This is a genomic window from Nitrosophilus alvini (genome assembly GCF_015100395.1).
GTDB lineage: Bacteria > Campylobacterota > Campylobacteria > Campylobacterales > Nitratiruptoraceae > Nitrosophilus > Nitrosophilus alvini.
Window position 1 is genome coordinate 419904 of the sequence record NZ_AP022847.1, and the last position, 26069, is coordinate 445972.

The following is a 26069-nucleotide window of genomic DNA, read 5'->3' on the forward strand; positions in this document are numbered from 1 at the left end:
TTTTGTATTTGTCAAGATTATATAACACTTATTCTTAATCTATATATCAAAAGAGTGACGACAAGAGTTTTTTTCTATTTTTTCAGTATTCTTTTTACAGCTTCCGAGCAAAGAGCGAGACCAAAGGAGCCCGTGACGCCCACAAAACTTCCTTTTTCTTTGCATAGAGTAGGTTCAGGACTGAAAAGAGCAGTAAAATCACCTTTGAATCCGGCTTTTTTCAGTTCATATCTTATCTTTTTCGCAAAAGGGTCACCGTATGTTTTCCATATAGAAGCGCTTTGAAGTTTTGTCGGGTCGCATTTTCTTGCAGAGCCTGTAGAGGAAATAAGTTTGTTTGAGACTTTTTTTGCAATTTCAACTTTCGCTTTTACATCGTCTATCGCATCCAAAACAAGGTCGTATTTTGAAAAATCGAAATTTTCTATCCACTCCTTATCTATTTTGGCATGAATCGCTTTTACACCGGGGTATAGTTTCGAAAGGACCTCCACTTTTATCTCTCCCACGTTTTCGCTTCCTATCTGTCTGTTCTGGTTAGTGATATCGTATATGTCAAAGTCTACTATGGTTATATCTTTTACGCCGCTTCTGTAAAGACAGTCAAGACAGAAACTGCCTACTCCTCCTACTCCCAAAAGAAGTATTTTGGCATTTTGAAGCTTTTCAAAGTCATCCTTGAAAAGCATTCTGCATCTTTGATATCTCAAATCCACTCCTCAAGTTTTTTTATCTCTTCATGTGCCGTAAGATCGGCTTTTATAGGAGTAATCGATACAAAGTTCTGGTTAATTGCCTCAAAGTCGCACATCCTGTCGTTTGAGGGCTTCCACTCCAAAGGATGAAGACCCAGCCAGTAGTACTCCTCTCCTCGTGGATTTCTGTGAAGATGCGCATCGTTTCCGTAGAGTCTGTATCCGGCTTTTGTTATTTTATATCCTTTACACTCTTCAGGTCTTATCGGCGGTATATTGACATTCAAAAATCTTCTGTGCCCAATGGGAAAGCCTCCATTTAAAATTTTTTCGGCTAATTCTTTTGCAACTTTTTTTGCAAGTTCGTAACCCAACAGTTCGACATCCTGGCATCTGCTTTTGCATACCTGGCTTATGGCAAAAGAGGGTATGCCGTGCAAAGCAGCTTCCATTGCTGCACTGGCGGTTCCGGAATATGTGATATCTTCTCCCATATTGGCACCCTTGTTTATTCCGCTGATAACAAGGTCCGGTTTGACTCCCTCTTTGTATAGCGCATTGAGAGCAAGATATACGCAGTCGCTGGGAGTTCCGTCGTCGAGTTTGTAGAAGTTGTCGTCAATTTCTATAAATCTAAGAGGTCTGGTAAGCGTCAGACTGTGTCCGCATGCAGATTTTTCTGTAGTCGGAGCGACAATAAGAACTTCCCCCATATCTTTCACCGCATCAATCAAGGCTCTAAGTCCCAGAGATTCAAATCCGTCATCATTTGTTATAAATATTTTTTTCAAGAAACGTTTCCTTTATCGGTTGATGTAACAATTTGCAAGAAGATAAACTTTTTTGGAATTATATCAAAAAGCGCTTCTGCCGAGGAGTGAATTGATGAGAGGAAAGTAGGCGAATATCAAAATCAAAAAAAGAATCGAAGTTATAAATACAAGAGCAGTGACCTCTTTTGGTTTTGAGTCGTAAAGAGCGGCTAGATTTACGTTTGTAACGGCAATAGGCATCATTATCTCCATAAACAGAACAGCTTTTGCCAAAGGTTCGATCGGCAGCAGAAAGATAACAAAATAGGCAAAAACGGGAAGGAAAATAAACTTTACGCTATTGACTGATATTATAAGTTTTATATTTATCTCTTTTATTTTTACAGCATAGAGATATATGCCGAAAATAAGTAATTGAATGACTATACTCGCATACGCACCCATCAGAAGCATTTTCTCTATCTGTGGCAAAACTTCTATGTGAAGAACGTTAAAAATAATGGCAAGAATCGCAAACCATAAAATCGGAAGTCTGAAAATATTTTTGATAGACTCCTTTATGCTGAAATTTCCTCTCGAGTAGAAATATACACCGAATGTATAAACGATAAAAATGTTTGCCAGATTTATCATGGTGGTAAATGGGACCGACTCTTCGCCGAAAAGTGCGATTCCCAAAGGGATACCCAAATTTCCGGTATTTCCGACTACGGAAGCTATGATAAAGATGGATCGCTCTTTCGGGTCTGAAAAAAGTCTTTTTGAAGCGATCAATAGAAAAATCATTACAGTAATAGTAATCGTCGCAAATGCAGCAGGAGTTGCGATAAGCGAGAGGTCGATATCTCTTTTCAGGAGTCCCCAAAATGTCAAAAAAGGCTGCAGGATATAGACAGAAATTACAATAAGAGTCTTTTCGTCTATTTTATTGCGCAGAAATTTTTTGCTAAAATAGCCAACTAAAATAAAGAAGTAGATTGAAAGCAAAGAGAGTATCGCAGACAACTGTCACCTTTTGCTGTTTTGATATGCTTATCGTGTGTTTTTTGACGTATATGTCTATTTTATCCAAAAGGATGTTTTAAAAAGATGAAAAAACAAAAAAAGAATACAGCAGAGTTTTCTTCTGAAACTATTGCTGTAAACAGCAGATATATTGCCATTTCCGATAGGAGCAGATCAACGGTTTTGTTATCTGACTTCAATGGAAATGTGAAATATATAATAGCAGGATTTGGTACGATTGCATCGCTTCTGTTTGTTAACGAGGATCTTTATATAAGCGATATCAAAGAGGAGAGAGTCATAAGGATAAGTGACAGATTTTCAAAAAAATCGACGATAACGGATGGCATAAACCGTCCTTTCAATATGGCTTTCAAAGATGGTATTTTATATATAGCAACAGCCGACAATAAAATATTTTCGTTCAATACACAAAACAGAAAAACGGAGCTTTTCGCCGTTGTGGAAAGCAAAGGCAAAATCCTGATGGCTTTTTTGTCCGATGATCTCTATTTTGCCGATACTGAAGGCAGATTGTGTCATATTGAAAACGAAAAGATTGTGATAGATACAGGCGATTTGAAAGCAGGTATCTTTGGCGGGATCGCAGCTGGGCAAGGGGGATGCGGAGCCTACAGGGTTTTTATAACGGATATGAAAAAGGGTGAGCTGAAAGTTTTCGACCCCGTATCGAAAGATGTTCGAACAATTTTACAAAATCTCAAAAATCCAAGAGCGATTGCCAAAAAAGAGTGTGATATCTATATAGCAGAGGAAGGAACGATAGTTCATCTTGACCTAAAAAGCTTTGAAAGAGAAGAACTCTCTTTAAACTATATCGAAAACTGTAAAATCGTTGAAACAGAACAGGAACTTTTATGAAACTTCTTGTATCCGCGCTGGAACCATCTGCAAATATTCACCTCAAAGAGGTGCTAAAAGAGCTTGGAGACGTGGAGATTTCCGGGATATTTGACGATAGTCTGGGAGAGCCTCTATACTCTTCGAAAGAGTTCGGGGTGATGGGTTTTTTGGATGTAATTCCAAAAATAATGAAAGCAAAAGAGGCTATCGATGAGATGGCTTTTTTGGCCGGTGACGTGGATAAAGTACTGCTTATGGACTCCCCGGCGTTTAATATTCCTTTGGCAAAAGCGATAAAGAAAAAATATCCCGAAAAAGAGATAACATACTATATCCTTCCGCAGGTATGGGCATGGAAGCGAAAAAGGGTAAAAGTGGTTGAAGCAAACTGCAACAATCTCGCCTCTATTTTGCCTTTTGAGCCCAAATTTTACAACAAAGCAGTATATGTGGGAAATCCTCTTTTGGATGAGATAAAGGATGTCAAAAAAAGCGTATCTGAAGATAAAATAACGGCATTTCTGCCCGGAAGCAGAAAAAGCGAGATAAAAAAACTCATGCCTGTATTCAGAGAGGTTGCGGCAAAGTTGGATGGTGAAAAACTTATTGCCGTACCTTCATATTTTTCAAAAAAAGAGATTGATGAAATATATGGAGATTTGAGCGGTTTTGAAATTATCACAGATGCTAAAGAGGTACTTTTAAGGAGCAGTTTTGCATATGTGTGCAGCGGAACGGCAACATTGGAAGCTGCTATTATAGGAACGCCTTTTGTACTTGTATACAAAGCAAAAGCTATAGATTATATGATTGCAAAAATGTTTGTGAAACTAAAACATGTAGGGCTTGCAAATATCATAATGGATTTTTTGAACGAGGAGAGTGTGCATCCTGAACTTTTGCAAGAAGAGGTAAATGTGCAAAACCTACTGAAATATTATAAAGAGCTTGACCGCGAAAAGTTTCTCGAAAACTCTTTGAGGCTTAGAACTGTTTTGAAGCACGGAAGTGCGAAAAGAGTGGCGGATATGTTGCGGTAGCAAAAGCCGCTTAAAGTTGGATATAATTTTATAATGATTTGAAACTTTTTGACACAAGGAGTCAAATTGCAAAAAGAGCCTATGACCGTATTCGGTTACGAAAAACTTCAAAATGAACTTGAAAGACTTAAAAACGAAAGACCTTTGATAGTAAAAGAGATAGAAAAAGCCAAAGAGCATGGAGATCTCAAAGAGAATGCAGAATATCATGCCGCAAGAGAAAAACTTGCCTTTACGGATGCAAGGATAGCAGAGATCAGCGACATATTGAGCCGTGCCCAGGTGATAGATCCTTCAAAACTTCCGCATGACAAAGTAAGTTTCGGTTCTACCGTAAAGCTTATAGATTTGGATGCGGACGAAGAGATAGAATATACGATAGTTGGAGCTAGCGAAAGCAATCCGCAAAAAGGGTTGATATCATTCAACTCTCCCTTGGCAAGACAGCTTATAGGCAAAGAAGAGGGTGATGAGGTTACGGTAAAACTACCCAAAGGCGAGATGGACTTTGAAATAGAAGAGGTTTATTACAAGCCTATTGAGTTTGAAAAGTAAAAATTTTATCCATTTTTAACAGCGAAAGGATTTTCTTGATAAGGTGTGCAATAGTCGGGGCCAGCGGATATACTGGACTAGAACTTATAAAGATACTCTTAAATCATCCCAAATTTGAAATATCTTATCTCGCTACTAGCGAAGGGGGAGAAGATATCGAGACTATGCATCCCGCTTTTAAAGAGGTATTTGCCAAAAGCGTTGAAAAAGCGGATGCCAAAGAGATAGCAAAGAGATGTGATCTGGCATTTTTAGCGCTTCCCCATAAAACATCTATGGGATTTGCAAAAGAGTTGCTGGACCTTGGTGTTAGAGTGGTTGATCTTTCTGCTGACTACAGACTGAGCCTGGAAAATTATGAAAAATACTACTGCCCCCATATCGATAAAAAGCATTTGAAAGATGCTGTTTACGGGCTTCCCGAGTTTTACAGGCAAAATATCGAGAGTGCGGATCTTGTAGCAAATCCCGGATGTTACCCTACGGCTGCGCTTTTAGCGATAGTACCTTTTCTTCCATATCTTGAGAGCTCCCATCCTTTGATAATAGATGCAAAAAGCGGAGTATCGGGAGCCGGCAAAAAGTGTACCCAAAAGACCCACTATGTAACGATAAACGAAAATATATTTGCTTACAATCCTATAAAGCATAGACACTCGATAGAGATAAAAGAAAAAGCCGCTCTTTTGGCCCAGGAAGACTTTGACGTTACTTTTGTTCCACATCTGCTTCCTATTACAAGGGGTATGCTGGTAAGCTGTTATGCCACCTTGAAAAAAGAGATAGATGCAAATGAGATTTTGGAAGAGTTTTATGCCGATGAGATATTTGTAAGAGTAAGAGAAACTCTTCCCGATGTAAAATCGGTATCTGGTACGAACTTTTGCGATATATTTTCAATGGCTAACGGAAAAACTCTTTTTGTATCTTCCGCTATAGACAATCTATTAAGAGGTGCAAGTGCGCAGGCGGTAGTCAATGCCAACATCATGCACTCATTTCCTGAAGATTTGGGGATACCGAAAATTGCCTATGTCCCTTGAGTTAAAAGAAGGTGCGCTTTTTATATCCGATGCGCATCTGCGCAACAACAATAAAGAGAGACTTAAAACTCTTCTTGAAAAAATAGAAAAAAAAGAGTTCAATCCTTCACAGATTTTCTGGATGGGCGATATTTTCGATCTTCTTGTAGCTCCTGTCAGACAAACGGTTGATGAGAATTCAGATATACTCAGGCTGATGGATAAAATTGCTCTAAATATTCAGTCGTTTTATTTCGAAGGAAATCATGACTTTGCTTTGGAAAAGATTTTCAAAAATATAAAAGTTTTCAAAAGAAGAGAGCAGCCGCAGTATTTCTTTTCGCAAAAAAAGAGAGTTGCCATCTCTCATGGAGACAGATGGACAACAAAAAGATATGAATTATATATAAACACTATTCAAAATCCATTGGTGCTCAATTTTCTTTCATTTTTAAACAGAATTTCAAACAATGCTATTGTCAGGAGGATAGAGTGTTACAACAATTCCAAAAATCTCTGCAGAAAAATCGAAAGGTTTGAGAAAATAATAGAAAAAAGAGCCGTAAACTATAAAGGAGCGGATATTATAATAGAGGGGCATTTTCACCAAAACCGAAGTTTTAAAATTCAAAACAGTCTTTATTATAATCTTCCCGCTTTTGTATGCAAAGGGGAGTATGCTGTTTTTGAAAAAGGCGTTTTAAGAATATACAGGCTTTAAAGCTATAAAATCAGCTGAACTCTTCTTTTCTTTTCGCTATCTTTTCAAATTCGATATCAAAAAACGGTAAAAGTATAAAGATCTCCTCACTATCATGTTTTTTGAATGCGCTTTCCAGTTTTTTGCATATGATGGTCAGTTCATGTGCGCCGATATTTGCACATACCCCTTTTATTTCATGCGAAAGTCTTTCTCCTTCCTCAAATCTGCCGCTCTTTGCAAAATGTTGCAGGTCGGTTTTTGCATCCTTGAACATTTCAATAAAATCGTTCAAAATATTTTTGAAAAACTCTCCCTCTTCGCCTTCAAGAGAGAGCCTGTCGTCCAAAAAGAGAGTTTTTTGGATATTTTCGTTAACTCTTTTTTTAGACGATATATCTTTGTTGTTGAGATATTTCGAGAGTGTTTGAAAAAAAGTGGTAACATCTATGGGTTTGCCTAGATATGCCTGCATACCCGCATCACTGATTTTTTGGATTTCATCTTCAGCCGTATTTGCAGAGAGTGCGATAATGGGAAAATCCTCACTTTTAAAACTACGTATGGCTCTGGCCGCTTCGTAGCCGTCCATAACGGGCATATTTAAATCCATCAGAACAAGTCTTATCTCATCATCTTCTCTTACCGCTTCAACTGCTTCTTTTCCGTTTTTTGCAAAATATATTTTTAAACCGCTGTTTCTAAGCAGGCCTTTTATAAGTTCCCTGTTTATTTCATTATCTTCAGCCACAACTATCTTTTCTCCTGTAAAATTCACTCTTTCGGTTTCGAATCTTCTTTCCGCATTTTTGTTTTCTTGCAGAATTTTTACCAGAATATCAAAAACCGATTTATGGGTAAAAGGTTTTTCCAAAAATGCATCGAAAAATTTTTTATAATCTTCATCTCTGTTTTTGCAGTAAGGGTTTTTTATCAGTACTGTTTTTATACCTCTCTCTTTTTTTACTATACCAAGTTCATTAAGTACGTTTTCATCGATCATATCTTCATCGACAAAAACTATATCAAAATCGGTTTGAGATATGAGATGTTTCGCCTTTTCAAAAGTCGATGCAGGCTGTAAGTGAAAATGGAAATATTCAAGAATATTTGAAATTGCATGTATATTTGTCTCATTGTCGATTACCAGAATTTTTTTGTTAAGCATGGTGCTGGAAGGAAGTCTGTAGATTCTTCTATCTATATTCTCCTGAACTTTGAGTTTAATATCAAATATAAAAGAGCTGCCTTTGAGATATTCACTTTTTACGTCGATTTTCCCTTCCATAATTTCAACAAGCTCTTTTGTTATCACAAGCCCGAGTCCTGTTCCCGAATATCTGCCCGGCAGACTGTTTCCGGCCTGCGAAAAAGATTTGAAAAGTTTTTTTATCTGATCTGGCGTCATTCCTATGCCGGTATCTTTTACTTCAAACTCCAGGATAATATTTTTGCCTGTATTCTCCAGCTTTCGAATTTTTAAGACCACTTCCCCTTTTTCTGTAAATTTAACCGCATTACTGAGAAGATTTATCAAAATCTGTTTTATACGCAAAGGGTCACCTACAAGGTGAGGGGGTATCCCTTTTTCTATATCGTAAACAAATTCGAGACCCTTCTCTTTTGCTATGATGGATATAATATCGGCAACATTCTCAAGAAGGTCGTTAAGATTGAAATCTCTATTTTCCAGATTCAGTTTTCCGGCTCTTATTTTCGAAAAATCAAGAATATCGTTTATAAGATTTAAAAGAAGTTCCGCAGAATTTTCTATCTTTTTTATATTGTCGTGAAGTTCGCGGTCGCGGTTGTTTTTCAAAACGATATGGGTAAATCCTATAATTGCATTTAGAGGTGTTCGAAGTTCATGGCTAAATCTTGCCAGAAACTCTTCTTTGTTTTTAAGAGTCTCTTTTAACTCTCTATTCTCTTTTGAAAGAATTTTATTCTTTTTTCTTGTTTCGAGGATAATAAGTAGAAATATGAATATTATGAGAGCTGAAAATATAAATCCCCATAAAGCGGCTTTGTCATTTTCGGTGTTTGCTTTTGTTTGTGTTTGTGTTTGTGTTTGTAGCGGGGGTATCTTTTTGGTTTCTACAGATATCGGTTTTTTTTCAGTTTCTGTTTTATCTGTTTTTGCAGGCTGTTTTTGTTCTATTTTTGTTTTAGGTGTTTTTGAGGGAACTTTGTTGTTTGCCGTTGTCGTCAACGATGGAGTATATCTGTTCCAAAAAGCGTCCGGGAAAAGCTTTTTTACAACTCCAAGGACCGAAAGCATAGCATCTTTTTCTATGAAAGGCTCAATCGAGACAATGTAATATTTTCCGGAGGCGCGGCTAAGTATCTTAAAGTTTTGTTTTTTTTTCAGATTTGAAACACTACTGTTTTGCTCCAGAAATTTTTTCACTTTTTGCAAAGCTCTGTCTGCATCCTCTTTTTTCAGATATGATGCGACTATTATTTTATATTTGCCTGGACTTGAAAAAGCGGGTATAAAAAGAAGTGCTGCTGCTATTGTCAGACGAAAAAGAAGCATCTATGACCTTGCTAACAATAATTTACTATAGGAAAATAGGTTAAACTAAGCGATTATACCTAAAATATATAAAAAAAATTTTTACAAAAACTTACTCTTCAAGAATCTTTTTTGCAAGATCGAATCTGTTTGCAGTCATTATATGTATTTTGGGGTGCAGTTCCAAAATTTCTTTAAAAAGATTTTTACTCATTTCCAACCCCACTCTGTTCTCTTCCTCTTCCGAAATTTTATTCGCTTTGTAAAGATGGTCTATCCACTCTTTCGGAACATTTATACCTGGTACATGGGAAGAGAGAAACTGTGCGGTGCGAAGTTTTGTGATCGGGAAAAATCCCAAAATAAGTTCGGACTTTGCCTTTTCGTTATTGAACTCTTCTCTTGCATCATAAAAAAGTTCTATAAGCATTCTTGCATTATCTTTGGCGAACACCGGTTGTGTTATTATTCCTACTGCTCCGTAGTCGATCTTTTTTTGAAATTTTTTGAAAAGAGTTTTTGGATTTTTGGCATATGCATTGCTCACAGCAAACGGATAAATTTTTTTTGGTTTTATTTTAAATGGTTTGCCGCTGTAGTCGATTCCGGCGTTGAAACATTTTATGATATCGAGCAGAAGGGTACTGTCCCCTTCAAAAACCCCTTTTGTATTCGGTTGGTCGCTTATCTTTGCACTGTCGCCGGTAAGGGCGAGGATAGCTCTTATATCAAAATCGTTTGCCCCAAGAAGGTCGGATTGTAGAGCAAGTTTATTTCTGTCTCTCATACTTATTGTGGCAATGGCTGGTTTTTTAAATTCGTTCTGCAGTTTTATAGCTGCAAGGATAGAGTTGTATTTGAGTCTTGCCAAAGGGTTGTCTGTAGTAGTAAATCCGTCTATTTGATTTGCGATTTTCAGATTTTTTATTTTTTCAATAATAGGGTTGAACGTAGGCAGGTGTGCAGGAGTGGTTTCAAGCGTTATATACTTGCCCTCTCTAAGTTTTTTCACGAGCGTATCAAACATTTTATCCTCATATTACGAAATTTTTTGTATTATACCAAATCAGATTGAGGGTTGGTGTCAGTTTCGGCAAATATCGGAACTATTAGAGTACAAAAATAAACGCAAAAAGAAATACCAAGGAACAAAATGAAACTATGCGTATTTGATTTTGACTCCACTTTAATGGATGGGGAAACTATAGATTTTTTGGCAGATGCTTTGGGATTAAAAGAAAAAGTGGCTGCTATTACTGAAATGGCTATGAAAGGAGAGCTCGATTTTTTTGAGAGTTTGACAACGAGAGTGAGACTTTTGGAAGGGTTGGAACTGAGTAAAGTGGATGAGATTTGTCATAACCTTCCATATATGCCGGGAGCTAAAGAGACAATAAAAGAGCTTAAAAAGAGAGGGTATAAAGTAGTGGTTTTCAGTGGCGGATTTAGAAACGCCACCACATATGCAAAAGAGATTCTAGAATTTGATGCAGATTTTTCAAATATACTTCACTCGAAAGATGGAATACTTACGGGGCTTGTCGGTGGCGATATGATGTTTGATTTCAGCAAAGGAGATATGCTTGCAAGACTTCAGGGTCTTCTTGGTATATCCGAAGAGAACACTATAGCTGTAGGTGACGGTGCCAATGACAGAAGCATGTTCAAACATGCTAAAACGCGTGTGGCATTTTGTGCGAAAGAGATACTTAAAAAAGAGGCAAATGTAAAAATAGAGAAAAAAGACCTTACATTATTGCTCGATTATGCGTAAAGAAGAAAATCTTTAAATTTTTCAGCCGGCATAGGGCGACCGAAATAAAAGCCCTGTCCCGTATCGCACCCAAGCTTTTTGATAAAACTGTATTGCTCTTTTGTCTCGATTCCTTCTGCAACAAGAGTAAAGCCGAGTGTACGGGCTATCTGTGAAATGGAACTGATTATCGTCATATCTTCATGGCTCTGTGGCAGACCTTTTACGAAAGCTTTATCGATTTTTAAAGTGTCGATAGGGAGTTTTTTCAGATAGAACAGAGATGAATATCCGGTTCCGAAATCATCTAGCGAGATCTCCAGACCAAGCTCTTTGAGTTCATGAATCTTTTTTATAGTGAGGCTTTCGTTCTCCATAGCTATGCTTTCGGTTATCTCTATTTTGAGCAGGTTGGGACTGACCTCATACTTTCTTAAGATATCGTCAATATTTTTTGCGATATTCTGATTTTGAAATTGTTTAAAAGAGACATTCACGCCCAGTTTTACGGGAACAAGTCCCTCTTTTTGCCATTTTTTTATCTGTTCGCAACTCTTTTTCAGAACATATTCGCCCAGACTTAGAATTGTTCCCATATTTTCAGCTATGGGTATAAATCTTTCCGGAGAAATAAAGCCTAGTTTGGGATGCATCCATCTTAGAAGAACTTCCGCTCCTACTATCTTTTTGTTTTCAAGATTTATTTGAGGCTGATAATAGAGCATAAAATCTTCATTTTCTATACTTTTTCTTATGGCGTTTTTTATGAGAATATCTTCGTTTATCTCTTTGTTCAACTCTTCGGTGTAAAAACTGAAAGTGCTTTTTCCACTCTCTTTTGCCCTGTACATGGCAATATCAGCATTGGTTATAAGAGACTGCGGGTCTTTTGCCGCTATGGGGAAAATGCTTATTCCTATACTGGAAGATAGATGAAATTCATGTCCTTCTATATTGAACGGTTTGCATATACTTTCGATGATTTTTCTGCAGATAGATGATATCTGTGCTATGTTTTTATATTCCGGTATAAGTGCTGTAAACTCATCTCCGCCCCATCTTGCAAGTATTGCGTTTGAAGGAAGTGAGAGTCGAATTCTTGTTGCCACCTCTTTTAATACCTTATCGCCGAAATGGTGCCCAAGGGTGTCGTTTATCAGTTTAAAAAAATCCAGATCTATAAAAAGAACAGCAAAATTTGCCTCTTTTAATTTTGCTGTTATGACCGCGTGTTGTAAATGATTCAGAAAATTGGTACGATTAGGAAGTGAGGTTAAAGGATCATAAAAAGGACTGTTTGCTGAAAGGTTTACAAGATTTGAGTCTTTTTTGATTATTAGACAATACTTCTCTTTGCTTTCAAATTTTATTAAAACAAAGTCGCATGTAATCTTTTTGCCGTATATATCAAGTGTGCCTTTAAACTCTTTTCTAATTTGATCTGTTTTATCGTACTCTTTCAATAGAAATTTAACGAAAGGTTCTTTTATCTTTTTTTCAGAAACTATCTTTACAGTTTTATTTAGGCAGTGGGGATGTTTTGGATTTTTGTCAAGAGTGAGAATTTTTTCTGCGGCACTGTTTATCTCTTTTATATTTCCATCTTTGTCAAAAAAAAGAATACCTTCGGAAATATTATTTGAAGCTTCTTTCAGTTTAAGATATTTGGTTTTGGCATCTTTATATTTTCTTTTGTAAAAAACTGATGTTGTAAAAAGAAAGAATATGCAAATAGAGATATAAATATAGTCATGTTTCATTGAAAAATATAAATCTTTTGTATTTGAAAATAGATTTATTAAAAAAGCTGTTGCCAGTGAATGAATGTATATAAATTTTTCAAAAAGAGAGTCGCTGTCAAAGGGTTTTTCAAAAAATAGAAGAGTAGCAGTAAAAATAAGTATAAAAAATAATAAAAATCTCATTATTTACCTTAGAGCGCTTTTGTTGCTGAGTATTATTTTATAAAAATTATCCTTTAGGGTTTTTTAAAAAAACTGCGGCTTTCTTAAACAAACAGGTTTTATGACAATTTAAAACTTTTTTTTATATGATACTGTTATTTTAAGTATGACATTTTAGTGAAAAATAAAAAATTTCCTTTGACTTTTTAGCTTTTCAACAGGCAGGCTGATGAATCGACATTCCATTTTTTTCAAACTCTCTTTTATTATTATTCTAATGTCATCTATATATATTATCTATCTTAATGTTTCAAACATAAAAATTGCTCAGAAAAATTTTATAAATGCAGAACAGGACAAAATTGAGCAGATACTTAAATCCCACTCTACATCTTTAGCTATGAATGTAAGTCTCGGTTTTTGGGACGGGGCAAGAGAGATACTCAAAAAGATGCAGGAACTGAATGGGAATATCCTATCATTTAGCATACTTGACAGATTTGAAAAAGAGATGATTCGTATAAGTTCAAATGAGGGCGTAAAATCGGATAATGAAAATTTGGACGGCTTTAGCAAAAGGATAAAGCTGACAGATCCTCTTACAAACAAGCATCTTGGTTATCTTGAGATAGTTTATTCAAACAAACACTATAAAGAAATGATAAACGATTATTATAAATTTATAGCGGTTTCTATTCTATTTTTTGTTTTGATTGTGGTTTTGATACTCTCTATTCTGGCAAAACTTCTTAAACCGTTAAAATCGCTTGCTCGTAAACTTGAACAGTTCGATCCGGAAAATCCGAAAAATGTTTTTACAGAAATTGAGGGGTCCGATGAGATAGTAATAATAAACAACGCCTCCAAGCATCTTGTTGACAAGATTATTAACTACACAAAGAGGCTTAAGCAACTCAATGAGACACTTCAAAGAAGCAGAAAACATCTTCTAAACGCACAGAGAATCGCACATATCGGTAGTTGGGAGTATGATATAAAAAGTAAAAATATCTATTGGAGTGAGGAACTTTTCAATATAACAGGGCTCAAAATAGGTAAAAAAAGAGTAACTGTCAAGGAGATGCTCGGCTATATCGATATAAGTAGCAGAAAAACTTTTGTCAAAGCACTCAAAAATGCGATCACCAAGGGTGAATATTTTGATATTGTATGTAAAATCAAAGTGGGGGATAAAATAAAGTATCTTAACATACACGGCAAAAGGGAGTATGACAGAAAACCTCTTTTGATCGGAACTGCTCTCGATATAACAGCACAGATAAAAGCGGAAGAAACCATCAGGTTTCAGGCTTTTCATGATGCTTTGACAGGACTTCCCAACAGATTTCTGCTCAAAGACCACCTCAATCTCGCCATATCTATGGCAAAAAGACACGGGTATAGATTGGCTGTTCTTTTTATGGATCTTGACCATTTTAAACTTATAAACGATACGCTGGGGCATGAGATTGGCGATAAATTTTTAAAATCTGTAAGCAGCGAGCTTTTGAAATGCATAAGAGATGGTGATACACTGGCAAGAGTGGGGGGAGATGAGTTTATTCTTCTGCTTCCGGAGATAGATAAAATTGACGATGCGGTAAATGTGGCAGAAAAAATCATCGAAACCATAAACAGAAAATGGATTATCGAAAACAAAGAGTTTTATACCTCTGCAAGTATAGGAATAAGTATATTTCCGGATGATTCTGTAAGTGCTGATGAACTTATAAAAAATGCGGATACGGCAATGTATCATGCAAAAGAGCAGGGAAGAAACAATTATCAGCTTTATACCTCCGAACTGAATAAAAAAATAAGAGAACAGTTAAGACTCGAGAGCGATCTTCATCAAGCTCTCAGCAATAATGAATTTGTTCTATACTATCAACCGCAAATCAGTCTTGCAACGGGTGAAGTTACAGGTGCAGAAGTACTTTTGAGATGGAAGCATCCTGTTCTGGGTATTATAAGCCCGGGAAAATTTATAAAACTGGCTGAAAATACCGGAACAATTATAAAAATAGGTGAGTGGATATTGCATGAAGCCTGTAGGCAGAATATAGAGTGGCAGAAGAAAGGATTGACAAAGATAAAAGTTTCAGTAAATCTTTCCGGTAGACAGTTCCAGCATGCGAATCTGGCAAAAACCATTGAAAAGGTTTTGGAACAGACCAAAATAGAGCCTTGCTGTCTAGATCTTGAGATTACTGAAAACATCTCGATGAAATATGAAACGAAAAGTATAGAAATAATAAAAAAATTGAAAAAAATGGGAGTGAGTATTTCTATTGATGATTTTGGAACAGGATACTCTTCTCTTTCTATATTGAAACAGTTTCCGATAGATACAATCAAAGTAGACCGCTCTTTTGTTAAGGATACACCCAATGATCTTGATGATGCGATGCTTGTGCAGACTATCATAGCTATGGGGCATGGACTCGGTTTCAAAGTTGTCGCCGAAGGTGTCGAAACTGCCGCTCAGCTTGAATTTTTAAAGAAATATGGATGCGATATAGCCCAGGGTAACTATATTGGAGAGCCGATGTGTGCGAAAGATTTTGAAGAGTTTCTTAAGGAGAGTGAAAAAAGTAGCAAAATAACGCTTTTTAGAGTCTATTCATGATAAGGAGTCCGGTTGGGAGAGATAGTTAAAAAGGTAATATGTCTGGGCTTAATATATACTTCAGTTTTTTCGCAAAATATTGAAAACTTTCTACAAGATCTGGAAGAGGCAACTACTCTTGCTACTAGAACAAAAATAAATCTTAGTGATGTACCCTCTGTAATGAGTGTTTATACCTATGAAGAGATAAAAGAGCTCGGAGCGAGAAATCTGCTTGATCTTCTCAGTTTCGTTCCCGGTATAGAGATATCCATAGGCTCTGGGGGAGCAGATATCGTTATCATCAGAGGAACTAGAGTCGAAACAAAAGAGAAGATAAAACTTATGATCGACGGTGTAGAGGTGACAGATACATTTTACGGGCTTATCTATTACTATCTTGATTTTCCCGCAGAGCTTATAGAGAGAGTAGAGATCATCAGAGGGCCCGGCTCCGCCCTTTACGGAACGAACGCCTATATGGGTGTAATAAATGTAGTTACGAAAGCGAGCCGTCATGATAAAGGAGCATTGTTTTTTCTTCAGACCGGCTCTTATAAAAACAGATCTACCGGTTTTGTTAAAAGATATATAAAAGATGATTTTTCTGCAGGACTCGATTTTTATTTTACAAGAGAGAAAAAGGGTCTTGATAGCGGAAGGGATGCGCTTTACGGGACATATCTCGAAGCAAACTCCTATTCGCCCGGAAAAACTGATGAAGACAAAGAGGGGTATTCTGCTGGACTATTTCTGAGGAAAGGGAAGATCTCTTTTAATTCCCGCTACAAATATTATGAGCATGGCAATTTTTATGGATTTGCGAATATTCTGGAAGGAGATTATGACAGAAAAAGTTCCCATTCTATTCTATTTTCCCAGATGGAATATAAAGATATAATCAACAATTATTTGGATTACTCTTTTAAAGCAGGGTACCGAAGATATACCATCGATGTTGAGTATATGCTCTATCCTGCCGGCTGGTATGATATTTACAGCGGATACACATATAAAAATGATGTTCTTGCCGGAGCATATTTCGAAGAGGAGACCTTTTATGCCGATGCTATGGCAAGAAGTAGTTTTTTTGATAACCACGATATCGTTTTCGGAGCATTTTTGAGCTATAGTCACGATATTGATTCTTATAAAGAGTACAGTGCGCCTTTTACGGAAGTGTATACAAAATACACAGGGGAGGAGAATTTTATAAAAGAAAATATAGGAAGAAGAGTCAAAGCCTTCTATTTTCAGGATATAATTTCAGCAGCAAAAAATCTCGATATATCTCTTGGTGCAAGAGCAGATTTTTATTCCGATTTCGGTTCCAGTTTCAATCCGAGAGTATCTCTTGTATATAGAGTAGACGAGTCGAATAACATAAAGGCGCTTTACCAGAAAGCATTCAGGGCACCATCTTGGATGGAATTATACAGCAAAAAAATCCCGGAAATCATAGGAAACGAAAATCTAGATCCCGAAAAAACGGATACTTTTGAGATAGGATGGGTATACAAAGAGGGTTTAAGCGGAAGATTCAATATCAACTTCTATTATATGGAACAGATAGATAGTATAGAGTTGATAGAAAATATATATAAAAATGTAGAAGGAAAGTGTATACATAAAGGGATTGAAGCTGAATATAAGAAAAGATATTCTTCCGGTATAACGGCAATTGCCAGCTATGCCTTTGTTGATGCGGAAGATGAAAAAGGAAGAGCTCTTCCTGATATTGCCAAGCATTTAGCAAAAGGGGCATTAATATACAGGCCAAGCAAAAGAATTGGACTCTCATCTGTAATAAAATATGTTTCGGAGAGAAAAAGAGCAACTGATGATACAAGAGATAGTCTAAGAGGATATGTAGTATTTGATCAGGTTGTAGATTGGAAGTTTGGTGAAAAAAGCGAACTTGTACTGAGTGTTAAAAATCTTTTCGATGCGGATGTTGTTTATCCTGCAAAAAAGGGAACATATATGGACGATTATCATAGGGAAGGCAGAACTTTTTATGTCAAATTCATCAAAAACTGGTAAAAACGTATTAAAAAAGGTTATTACAGTTTTACTTCTCTTTTTTGTCTCATATGCCAATGCGTACTACTATAACGATACCGTAGTTGAAATTGAAGCCAAAGTCTATCCCAAAATCATTTTTTTTGACAAAGACTATGAAAAGAAACTAGTAAACAAAACTGTGATATTGGCTATTTTATATGAGAAAAAAGATCTTTATATCGCAAGAAAGATGAAAAAATTTATAGAAAAAAACTATGGAAAAAGGATTTTGGAATATCCTCTGAAAGTTAAAATGTATGAATACAGAATTTTTACAGTTGACATCCCTGCAACAGCTGTGATTTTTCTCAGTGGTCCCAAAAAAGAGTTAATCAGAGCTGCAAAAATAGCGAAATTAAAAAAAATCCTCTCTTTTGTATATGACCCTCTCTATCTTAAATACGGTGCAATGATTTCCCTTAATATAGGAAGAGATATAAAACCGCTATTAAATGCCTGTGCCGTGAAAGAAGCCGGTATAAGGCTTAAGGCGGATTTTGTCTCTATATGCAAAATATATAAAAGATAAAAGATAGATATAATTTTCTGACTCCGTTTTTATGAAAGTTGTCTCTTGATTGGTTTTAATTAAGTCTCGATTAATATTTATTATTACATAATATAAACAATCTGTCTCTCTTTGCAGAGAATGGAACAGTTTAAAAGAGTCAGAAAAAGGTACCGAAAAGAGAAATGCGCTGGTTATCTGTTTTGGTTTGTCTGCTATTTTTATCAACTGCCGATGTGACGGCAGGGGAAGGAAACGAGATGAATATATTTTCCCCGGCGTTTGATAACGGCGGTTTTATACCTACAAAATATACTTGTGACGGAGCAGATGTCTCTCCTGAGCTTATTTTTGAAAACATACCGCAAAGTGCGCAAAGTCTTGCCATTATAATGGATGATCCGGATGCACCGATGGGTACATTTGTCCACTGGGTAATATACAATATTCCTCCGAATCTTGAAGGTCTGCCGGAAGATGTACCCAAAGCTCCATATCTTGATATGGATATAAGACAAGGTGTAAATGACTTTTCACAGATAGGATATAAAGGTCCATGTCCACCCGGCGGAGTTCATAGGTACTTTATAAAGCTTTATGCTCTAGATACGAAAATGGAGTTAGATCCTGGAATAACCAAAGCAGATCTTTTAAATGCGATGAGGGGACATATAATAGGAGAGGCCGTGTTGATGGGAAGATATGCCAGATAGAGCTGTTTTTATAGGAACATCCGGATTTTACTACGAACACTGGAAAGGGGTTTTTTATCCAGCCGATCTTTCGAAAACGAAATTTTTTGATTACTATATAAAAAAATTTGATACACTCGAAATAAACAGTACTTTTTACCATATGCCAAAATCAAAAACGATTGAGCATTGGATTGAAAAATCCCCGGACAATTTTGTTTTTTCTTTAAAAGCCAATCGTTCTATCACCCATTATAAAAAACTCAAAAACTGTAAAAACGATCTTTATGCATTTTTGCATCTGATTAAGCCTATGAAAGCTAAACTGGGAGCCGTTTTGTTTCAGCTTCCTCCTTCGCTTAAAATCGATATAGACCTTCTTGCCGCGTTTCTGCATATTTTGCCAGTGGGATACAGATTTGCTTTTGAGTTTAGAAACGCTACATGGTTTGAAGAAGAGGTATATGAGCTTTTAAGAAGATACAATGCAGCTTTCTGTATATACGACTTCAACAAAAGAGAATCTCCTAAAGAGATAACTGCAGAATTTGTATATATCAGGCTTCACGGTCCCGACGGGCCCTACAGGGGATGCTACAGTGAAGAGTCCCTTTTGGAATGGGCCGGATTTATAAAAAATGCAACAAATAAAGGCAAAAAGATCTTCTGTTATTTTGACAACGATTATGAAGGCAATGCTCCTAAAAATGCTAAAAGGCTGATAGAGTTGTTAAATAAAGATTCTAATCTTTAAGTTCTACCATCTCTTCCCATAAAGCATCAAGCATATCACTCATAGATAAAATTCCCCTAATCTCTTCGCCGTTTGTTATCAGGAGTCTGCGCACATGGTATTTTATCATCATCTGTGCAGCATATTTTACATCGATCTCTTCACTTATTGTAATGACAGGTTTGGAATATATATCATAAACGTTGAAAAGGTCTATCCCTCCCTCTTCCGCGATGATAGCTTTGATGATGTCAGAATAGGTTATGATACCGTAAGCATCACTCTTTTTTACTTTTTCTACTACAAGGGACTTTACTTTCAAATCTTTCATTTTTTGCAGAGCTTCTTTGAGGCTTGCTAGCGGGGATATGGTTGCAACCTCTTTTTTCATTATCTCTTTTACTACCATGGTTTCTCCTATATATCGTTTATGACATAATCTTTAAATTTTGATAGCTGGCTTACATCAATACCTGCGATGTGTTCTACAGGAAGGCTGAACACTATGCCGTTTCCCTCTTTTTTTAGTTCCAGTTCTTTTATCATGGCTTTCATTACATCTACAGATATCTTTTTTTCAAGGATAAAGAGCAGTATACTTTGGGTTCCCTCATATGTAAGGCCGAAAAAGATCTTTTTTTCTTTGAGTCCCCTGCCTCTTCCGTTTAGAATTGTTACTCCTCCGGCACCGTTTTGTTTAGCTATCTCTATAGCTTTCTCTTCCAGTTCGTTGTCTACTATGGCTACAAGTACGGAAAATTTCATTTCGGCTCCTCTTTTTTGATGATTTTCTGTGCGGCTATTCCGTATCCCATGACTGTTATCATCGGAAAAAGCGATGCAAAAGCGATAAGACCGAAACCGTCTATCAAAGGATCGCGTCCTTCTATATTTGTTGCAAGCCCAAGCCCAAGTGCGGCTACCAGCGGCACGGTAACGGTAGAAGTTGTAACGCCTCCCGAGTCATAAGCGATAGGTATGATATGTTTCGGCGCAAAATATGTGATTATTATAACAACAATATATCCTGCTATGAGATAGTAGTGAATAGGATCGCCCTGGACTATCCGATAGCACCCAAGAGCAATACCTGCTGCAACTCCGAGAGCTACGAAGATCCTAAGCCAAAAATCGTTTATCTTGCCGCTGCTTATCTCTTTTGCTTTTGCAGCTACAACAATGAGTGCAGGTTCGGCCATAGTAGTTGAAAAACCTATCAAAAAACCGAAGAGATACACCAGATATATATTCCCTTTTTCCGTCAACTGCAAAGCCATTGACTCGCCCAGAGGAAAAAGTCCCATATCCAGACCTACCATAAAGGCGTATAGTCCAAGTATGACCATAAACACCCCGCCTGCTATTTTGTGCAGGTTTGATAGCGGTTTTTTTATGATGAAATATTGGAAAAAAAGAATAACTGCAATTATCGGTATAACATCTTTTGCAATACTGAGAAAATCATACAGCATCGCCATAAGCGGATGGATATTTATGCTAGTTTCTATGATCTCTTTTGCCGCAATGGCTGCTGTGGCGGTTTCGACAGGTTCACTGAAATTGTAGACTGCTACTCCGTAAAGCTGAACGAATATCATAGGTGTCAAAGATGCAAATGCAATGAGACCGAAACCGTCGATCACCGGATTTCTTCCTTTGATATTGGATGCTATACCAACGCCAAGTGCAGTGACCAGAGGTACGGTAACGGTAGAAGTCGTAACGCCTCCTGAGTCATAAGCGAGTCCGACTATCTCTTTTGGAGCAAAAAATGTTATCAAAACCGCTATGATGTAGCCAAATATTATGTAGATATGTATAGGATGACCGAGTATTATGCGAAATATTCCGAGAGTTATCGCAGTACCGACAGACAATGCCACAACTATCCGCAGCCAGAAAGCATCAAGTCTGCCTGAAGAGATGATTTCCGCTTTTTGAGCTATCGCTATGAGTGCCGGTTCTGCTACAGTTGTGGAAAAGCCGATCAAAAAGGCAAAAAAGAGAAGCCAAAAAAGAGAACCTTTTTTGACAAATTCATGTGCCAGGTTTTCACCCAGGGGAAATATGGCAATATCGAGTCCGTAAATGAAAACGGCTAATCCGAATGCGACTATACCCAGGCCTATCGCTGTCGAGATGATATTTTCTGGTATCTGATGCAAAATGGCGATTTGAAAGAAAGCTATAACGGCAATTATGGGAAGAAGATCTTTGAAAGAATCTTTGAGCCCTTTTATTAAAATAGAAAATTGTTTTTTCATTTTAGAACCGTTTTGCACACATTAAAAATATAGGATACTCTTTTGTTTTTTTTACGATATGTATCGTATCATAATAGACCAATGAGAGTGCACTTTTGTTCAGATATTTTTCAATTTCTTTTTTTTCGAAGCCGAAGTGCCACACTCCTTCATTGCCGTTGTCATGAAAAGTGCCGTCCTCTTTTTCAAGATCGGCTATACATAAGAGTCCGCCTGGTTTTAAAATATTTTTCAGTCTTTTGAAGAGATTTTCAGGTTCTTTAATATGATGAAGAGTCATTGAACTTACGATAAGGTCAAAATTCTGTTTAGGAAGTTTTTGTTCTATATCCATAAAGAGTGCTTTAGCATTGGGATATTTTAATGATTTTTGCGAAAATGCTTCTAGCATCTTTTGTGAAGTGTCTATTCCTGTTATAGATTTTACCTCGTTTGCCAATAGAAAAGAGAGCAGTCCGGTTCCGCAGCCAAAATCAAGCACGTCAATCTCTTTGGGAAGCTTAACAACCTTTTTTATAGACTCTGCAACAGCTTTTGCTATAGCCTGACGTTTGGGGTTATTGTCCCACTCTTTTGCGGCTTCGTCAAATAGATTACTCACTATTCAGCCTTTAAACCCAAAAGGTTTACAACCATTCCTCTTATTTTCCTTGCCTGGTAATCTAATTTATAAAAAAGTTCGTATATCTCTTTGGCATCAAGCTGTTCAGCATTTTCAAAGTCAAACATGCCGTTCTCTTTTTTAGGTATTTTGGAATCGAGATAAGAGTAAAATTCATTTCTTATTTTTTCATATGCCTTTAACTCTTTCATAGCTTTTTCTTTATCCAATACAACCCCCTTGCCTTAAAAGTTTTACAGAATATTATATAATTTTTTTTCCTGTTTGAGGTATGTTACTGTTTATAAACTAAACATTTTATCCGTATATAATCTTTTTTACTCTCTTTTATAAGTTTGATAGCACTTTTTTTATAAAATACGTAACTATTTTGTTTAAAGGTAGTTAAATGGAGCTTAATCTGACACTTGAAGGTTTTAAATTTATGTTTTTGGGTATGGGAATAGTTTTTCTATTTCTCGTAACGCTTATTTTTGTTCTTCAAATTCAGGCAAAAATTATAGAAAAAATAGCATCAAAAACAGTGTCAACTGTAACAACACAAAAGAAAAGTAACAAAAAAGATGAAAGCAAAATAACAGCTGTAATATCTGCTGCGCTGCATACATATAGAAAAAAACATCGATAGAGGATTTTATATGGCTAAAAAAATTGTAGAAGTAATGGATACAACGTTTAGGGACGGGTTTCAGTCTGTTTTTGGCGGACGTGTTTTGATGAATGATTTTCTACCTGCTGTTGAAGCTGCAAAAGAAGCGGGTATAAGACATTTTGAGATGGGAGGAGGTGCAAGGTTTCAGACTCTCTTTTTCTATCTGAATGAAAACGCTTTTGAAATGATGGACAGGTTCAAAGAGGTGGCAGGACCTGAAGCAAATCTTCAGACACTCGCCCGCGGAATCAGCTGTATAGCGCTCGATACCGTATCCAGTGATATACTCGACTTGCATGCGAAACTTTTTAAAAAACACGGAGTAACCACTATCAGGAACTTTGACGCACTGAATGATGTGGATAATCTCAAAGCAAGTTCAGAGTTTATCATAAAACACGGACTTAAACACGAGGTTGTCATAACTATAATGGATCTTCCTCCCGGATGTAGCGGTGCGCACGATGTAGAGTTCTACGAGAAAATACTGGATAAGATACTTGAAAAAGAGATATATTTTGATTCATTCTGTTTCAAAGATGCGTCAGGTACTGCAAATCCGCAAAAAGTTTATGAAACGATAAAAATGGCGAGAAAAAAGCTGCCTGAGAATACTCACTTGAGACTACATACCCATGAGACAGCCGGAGCAAGTGTGGCATGTTATCTGGCGGCATTGGAAGCCGGAGCCGACGGTATTGATCTTGCCGTTTCGCCTGTATCAGGAGGTACCTCACAGCCCGATTTTCTTACAATGTGGCACGCTTTGAAAGGAAAGAATTTTGACCTGGGATTTGATCCTGAAAAGATACTCTCATATGAGCAGACTCTTGAAGAGTGTCTGCATGATTATTTTATCCCGCCGGAGGCAAAGGCCGTATCAGCACTGATTCCTTTTTCGCCTATGCCGGGAGGTGCACTTACTGCAAATACGCAGATGATGAGAGACAACAATATGCTTGATAAATATCCGGAAGTCATAAAAGAGATGAGAGAAGTTGTCGAAAAAGGCGGCTTCGGAACATCTGTGACGCCTGTAAGCCAGTTCTATTTTCAGCAGGCATTCAATAATGTAATGTTTGGAAAATGGAAAAAAATTGCTGAAGGATATGGAAGGATGGTTCTTGGATATTTTGGAAAAACTCCAGTCCAGCCCGATCCGGAAATTGTAAAAATAGCATCTGAACAGCTAAATCTCGAACCTACTGACAAAAATCCGCTCGAACTTGCAAACGAAGATCCGAACAAGAGTGTTGAACATGCCAAAAGAATGCTCAAAGACGCAGGAGTTCCGGTAACAGATGAAAATATATTTATAGCCGCTATTTGTGATGTTAAAGGGATAGAGTTTCTGAAAGGAAACGGTAAAGTTATGGTCCGAAAAAAAAGTGATATGGAAAAAGAGCAAAAAGCGGTTGCAAAAGCAGGCGAGCTTGAAAGCTATACGGTAATTGTTGACGGGGAAAAATACAGTGTGCAGGTTATGGAAGGTGAAGGCGGCGATTTTGAGATAAAAGAGGTGAAAAAAGATTCTTCATCTTCAAAACCATCCTCATCTGAAGGTGTAAAAGTGGAAGCTTCTGTTCCCGGGTCTGTATTTAAAATATTGGCACATGAAGGACAAAAGGTCAAAGAAGGCGAGCCTGTTATTATACTTGAAGCAATGAAAATGGAGATAGAGGTAAACTCTCCCAAAGACGGGGTAGTAAAAAGTATAAACGTAAATGTAGGTGATACCGTAGAGTCAGGACAGCTTCTGGCAGTTATAGAATAAGAGGGAGTCAAATGGCAAAAGTTTTAATAAAAACGTTGACTGTTTTTTTGCTCTTTTTTTCACTAGCTCTAAATGCGGCGGAAACAAAAGAGGTACAAAAAGAAGAGTATGAGAGCAAAAGTTTTACTCAGATTTTAACAAATTTTTATAAAACAACAGGAATACATGCTTTTATATATGGTGAAGAGAAAGAAGCCCACGGTAAAAAAGGGGATGATTTTGTTCATACGTGGGGACGCATAATCATGATAGGCGTCTCACTGGTTCTTTTTTATCTGGCTATTGCAAAGGGATTTGAACCTTTGTTGCTCATTCCCATAGGTTTTGGCGGACTTCTCGCAAATATACCGATTGCAGATATTGCAGGTCCTCACGGATTTTTAGGGGTTTTATATAATGCCGGTATTGCAAACGAACTTTTTCCTCTTATCATTTTCATGGGAGTGGGGGCTATGACCGATTTTGGTCCTCTGCTTGCAAATCCAAAAGTTGCTCTTTTGGGAGGAGCCGCGCAGTTTGGAATATTCGGAACATTAGTGGGTGCTCTTGCGCTATCGCAATATACGGGAATATTTGACTTTAGTCTCAAAGAGGCAGCTGCCATAAGTATAATAGGCGGTGCTGACGGCCCTACGTCTATATTTATAGCCTCAAAGCTCGCACCGGATATGCTTGGTGCTATTGCTGTTGCCGCCTACTCATATATGGCGCTTGTTCCAATCATTCAGCCACCGATAATGAGGGCACTTACAACAAAAGAGGAACGAAGTATAAAAATGGAACAGTTAAGAACAGTTCCAAAACTAGAAAAGATACTGTTTCCTATTACTGTTCTTTTGTTAACTATTTTGATAGTTCCCGAAGCTTCACCGTTGATAGGTGCATTGACATTTGGAAACTTTGTTAGAGAGTCAGGAGTTGTAGAAAGACTTTCAGATACATTACAGAATGCACTTATCAATATCGCTACAATTTTCCTGGGTCTTGCTGTTGGTGCTAAGCTTGCGGCAGAGAAGTTCTTGGTATCTGAAACTCTAGGTATTTTGTTGCTCGGCCTTGTTGCCTTTTCCATTGGAACTGCGGCAGGCGTTTTAATGGCAAAAGTTATGAATAGGTTCAGTAAACACAAAGTGAACCCGCTTATAGGAGCGGCTGGAGTATCGGCTGTGCCTATGGCTGCAAGGGTTGCCAATAAAGAAGGGATGAAAGAGAATCCAAGCAATGTTCTTTTGATGCATGCAATGGGACCGAATGTGGCAGGGGTTATAGGATCTGCTGTAGCAGCAGGTGTGCTTTTGTCACTGTTTTAAATAGGGGGGTTAC

General features: G+C 37.2%; 25 protein-coding genes. 14 read left to right on the plus strand and 11 right to left on the minus strand.

Features of this window, described 5'->3' with window-relative positions:
- Nucleotides 1–74 precede the first annotated feature (74 nt).
- The 3 genes from EPR_RS02255 to EPR_RS02265 all read right to left on the minus strand — a co-directional run bounded on the left by EPR_RS02255 (nucleotide 75) and on the right by EPR_RS02265 (nucleotide 2473).
- Nucleotides 75–710 (minus strand): tRNA threonylcarbamoyladenosine dehydratase, encoded by a 636-nt coding sequence (locus tag EPR_RS02255; RefSeq protein WP_200763640.1) that lies wholly within the window; start codon nucleotides 708–710, stop codon nucleotides 75–77.
- The gene (surE, locus tag EPR_RS02260; protein ID WP_200763642.1) at nucleotides 707–1486 is read right to left on the minus strand and encodes a 5'/3'-nucleotidase SurE; all 780 of its coding nucleotides are present in this window, start codon (nucleotides 1484–1486) and stop codon (nucleotides 707–709) included. Before surE ends, EPR_RS02255 begins: the two co-directional genes overlap by 4 nt.
- Nucleotides 1487–1549: 63 nt before the next feature.
- Nucleotides 1550–2473 carry an AEC family transporter gene (locus EPR_RS02265; RefSeq protein WP_200763643.1) on the minus strand — a complete coding sequence of 308 codons (924 nt, stop codon included), beginning with the start codon at nucleotides 2471–2473 and terminating at the stop codon, nucleotides 1550–1552.
- An 84-nt stretch (nucleotides 2474–2557) separates the two neighbouring features.
- Here EPR_RS02265 and EPR_RS02270 point away from each other — a divergent pair, with 84 nt between their 5' ends.
- From EPR_RS02270 to EPR_RS02290, 5 genes are all read left to right on the plus strand, one after another.
- A complete protein-coding gene (locus EPR_RS02270; RefSeq protein WP_200763645.1) occupies nucleotides 2558–3355 on the plus strand; it encodes an NHL repeat-containing protein in 798 nt (265 codons plus the stop codon).
- The gene (gene lpxB, locus EPR_RS02275; RefSeq protein WP_200763647.1) at nucleotides 3352–4377 is read left to right on the plus strand and encodes a lipid-A-disaccharide synthase; all 1026 of its coding nucleotides are present in this window, start codon (nucleotides 3352–3354) and stop codon (nucleotides 4375–4377) included. The genes EPR_RS02270 and lpxB overlap by 4 nt, the downstream gene beginning before the upstream one ends.
- A 66-nt stretch (nucleotides 4378–4443) precedes the next feature.
- Nucleotides 4444–4932, plus strand: a complete 489-nt coding sequence (gene greA / locus EPR_RS02280) for a transcription elongation factor GreA (RefSeq protein WP_234697157.1) — start codon at nucleotides 4444–4446, stop codon at nucleotides 4930–4932.
- Between the two features lie 35 nt (nucleotides 4933–4967).
- Nucleotides 4968–5975: an N-acetyl-gamma-glutamyl-phosphate reductase gene (gene argC / locus EPR_RS02285; RefSeq protein ID WP_200763649.1), complete on the plus strand. Its 1008-nt coding sequence runs from the start codon at nucleotides 4968–4970 to the stop codon at nucleotides 5973–5975.
- Nucleotides 5965–6675: a UDP-2,3-diacylglucosamine diphosphatase gene (locus tag EPR_RS02290; RefSeq protein WP_200763650.1), complete on the plus strand. Its 711-nt coding sequence runs from the start codon at nucleotides 5965–5967 to the stop codon at nucleotides 6673–6675. The genes argC and EPR_RS02290 overlap by 11 nt, the downstream gene beginning before the upstream one ends.
- Nucleotides 6676–6685: 10 nt before the next feature.
- Here the strand turns inward: EPR_RS02290 and EPR_RS02295 are convergent, their stop codons facing one another.
- Complete coding sequence (locus EPR_RS02295) at nucleotides 6686–9193, minus strand: response regulator (protein WP_200763652.1); 2508 nt, start codon at nucleotides 9191–9193, stop codon at nucleotides 6686–6688.
- Between the two features lie 91 nt (nucleotides 9194–9284).
- A complete protein-coding gene (locus tag EPR_RS02300; RefSeq protein ID WP_200763654.1) occupies nucleotides 9285–10199 on the minus strand; it encodes a methylenetetrahydrofolate reductase in 915 nt (304 codons plus the stop codon).
- 126 nt (nucleotides 10200–10325) lie between these two features.
- Between EPR_RS02300 and serB the strand changes: the two genes are divergently transcribed.
- On the plus strand, nucleotides 10326–10946 hold the full coding sequence (gene serB / locus EPR_RS02305) for a phosphoserine phosphatase SerB (protein ID WP_200763656.1): 621 nt from the start codon (nucleotides 10326–10328) through the stop codon (nucleotides 10944–10946).
- On the opposite strand, the gene EPR_RS02310 is transcribed toward serB, so the two are convergent.
- Entirely contained in the window at nucleotides 10937–12850 is a 1914-nt protein-coding gene (locus EPR_RS02310; RefSeq protein ID WP_200763657.1) for an EAL domain-containing protein, read from the minus strand. The two genes, serB and EPR_RS02310, sit on opposite strands and share 10 nt — an antisense overlap.
- Nucleotides 12851–13058: 208 nt before the next feature.
- On the opposite strand from EPR_RS02310, the gene EPR_RS02315 reads away from it, so the two are divergent.
- From EPR_RS02315 to EPR_RS02335, 5 genes are all read left to right on the plus strand, one after another.
- A complete protein-coding gene (locus tag EPR_RS02315) occupies nucleotides 13059–15458 on the plus strand; it encodes a sensor domain-containing protein (RefSeq protein ID WP_200763659.1) in 2400 nt (799 codons plus the stop codon).
- A gap of 12 nt (nucleotides 15459–15470) precedes the next feature.
- The gene (locus EPR_RS02320) at nucleotides 15471–17480 is read left to right on the plus strand and encodes a TonB-dependent receptor plug domain-containing protein (protein ID WP_200763662.1); all 2010 of its coding nucleotides are present in this window, start codon (nucleotides 15471–15473) and stop codon (nucleotides 17478–17480) included.
- Nucleotides 17455–18030, plus strand: coding sequence for a hypothetical protein (locus EPR_RS02325; RefSeq protein WP_200763664.1), 576 nt, complete (start codon nucleotides 17455–17457; stop codon nucleotides 18028–18030). The genes EPR_RS02320 and EPR_RS02325 overlap by 26 nt, the downstream gene beginning before the upstream one ends.
- 239 nt (nucleotides 18031–18269) lie before the next feature.
- A complete protein-coding gene (locus EPR_RS02330) occupies nucleotides 18270–18722 on the plus strand; it encodes a YbhB/YbcL family Raf kinase inhibitor-like protein (RefSeq protein ID WP_200763665.1) in 453 nt (150 codons plus the stop codon).
- Complete coding sequence (locus tag EPR_RS02335; protein WP_200763666.1) at nucleotides 18712–19455, plus strand: DUF72 domain-containing protein; 744 nt, start codon at nucleotides 18712–18714, stop codon at nucleotides 19453–19455. Before EPR_RS02330 ends, EPR_RS02335 begins: the two co-directional genes overlap by 11 nt.
- Here the strand turns inward: EPR_RS02335 and EPR_RS02340 are convergent.
- The 5 genes from EPR_RS02340 to cmeU are packed head-to-tail and all read right to left on the minus strand — an operon-like array spanning nucleotide 19445 to nucleotide 22529.
- Nucleotides 19445–19843 (minus strand): CBS domain-containing protein, encoded by a 399-nt coding sequence (locus EPR_RS02340; RefSeq protein ID WP_200763670.1) that lies wholly within the window; start codon nucleotides 19841–19843, stop codon nucleotides 19445–19447. The genes EPR_RS02335 and EPR_RS02340 overlap by 11 nt on opposite strands.
- A gap of 8 nt (nucleotides 19844–19851) precedes the next feature.
- Nucleotides 19852–20199, minus strand: a complete 348-nt coding sequence (locus EPR_RS02345) for a P-II family nitrogen regulator (RefSeq protein WP_200763672.1) — start codon at nucleotides 20197–20199, stop codon at nucleotides 19852–19854.
- Nucleotides 20196–21698 carry a DUF1538 domain-containing protein gene (locus tag EPR_RS02350; protein ID WP_200763674.1) on the minus strand — a complete coding sequence of 501 codons (1503 nt, stop codon included), beginning with the start codon at nucleotides 21696–21698 and terminating at the stop codon, nucleotides 20196–20198. Before EPR_RS02350 ends, EPR_RS02345 begins: the two co-directional genes overlap by 4 nt.
- A 1-nt stretch (nucleotide 21699) precedes the next feature.
- On the minus strand, nucleotides 21700–22299 hold the full coding sequence (locus EPR_RS02355) for a class I SAM-dependent DNA methyltransferase (RefSeq protein WP_200763676.1): 600 nt from the start codon (nucleotides 22297–22299) through the stop codon (nucleotides 21700–21702).
- Nucleotides 22299–22529: a CmeU family protein gene (cmeU, locus tag EPR_RS02360; RefSeq protein ID WP_200763678.1), complete on the minus strand. Its 231-nt coding sequence runs from the start codon at nucleotides 22527–22529 to the stop codon at nucleotides 22299–22301. The genes EPR_RS02355 and cmeU overlap by 1 nt, the downstream gene beginning before the upstream one ends.
- Before the next feature lie 179 nt (nucleotides 22530–22708).
- On the opposite strand from cmeU, the gene EPR_RS02365 reads away from it, so the two are divergent.
- From EPR_RS02365 to EPR_RS02375, 3 genes are read left to right on the plus strand one after another with little or no spacing between them, the layout of a single operon-like run.
- Complete coding sequence (locus tag EPR_RS02365) at nucleotides 22709–22948, plus strand: OadG family protein (protein ID WP_200763680.1); 240 nt, start codon at nucleotides 22709–22711, stop codon at nucleotides 22946–22948.
- 10 nt (nucleotides 22949–22958) lie between these two features.
- Nucleotides 22959–24746 (plus strand): biotin/lipoyl-containing protein, encoded by a 1788-nt coding sequence (locus EPR_RS02370; RefSeq protein WP_200763682.1) that lies wholly within the window; start codon nucleotides 22959–22961, stop codon nucleotides 24744–24746.
- Between the two features lie 11 nt (nucleotides 24747–24757).
- Complete coding sequence (locus tag EPR_RS02375) at nucleotides 24758–26056, plus strand: sodium ion-translocating decarboxylase subunit beta (RefSeq protein ID WP_200763684.1); 1299 nt, start codon at nucleotides 24758–24760, stop codon at nucleotides 26054–26056.
- Nucleotides 26057–26069 lie beyond the last annotated feature (13 nt).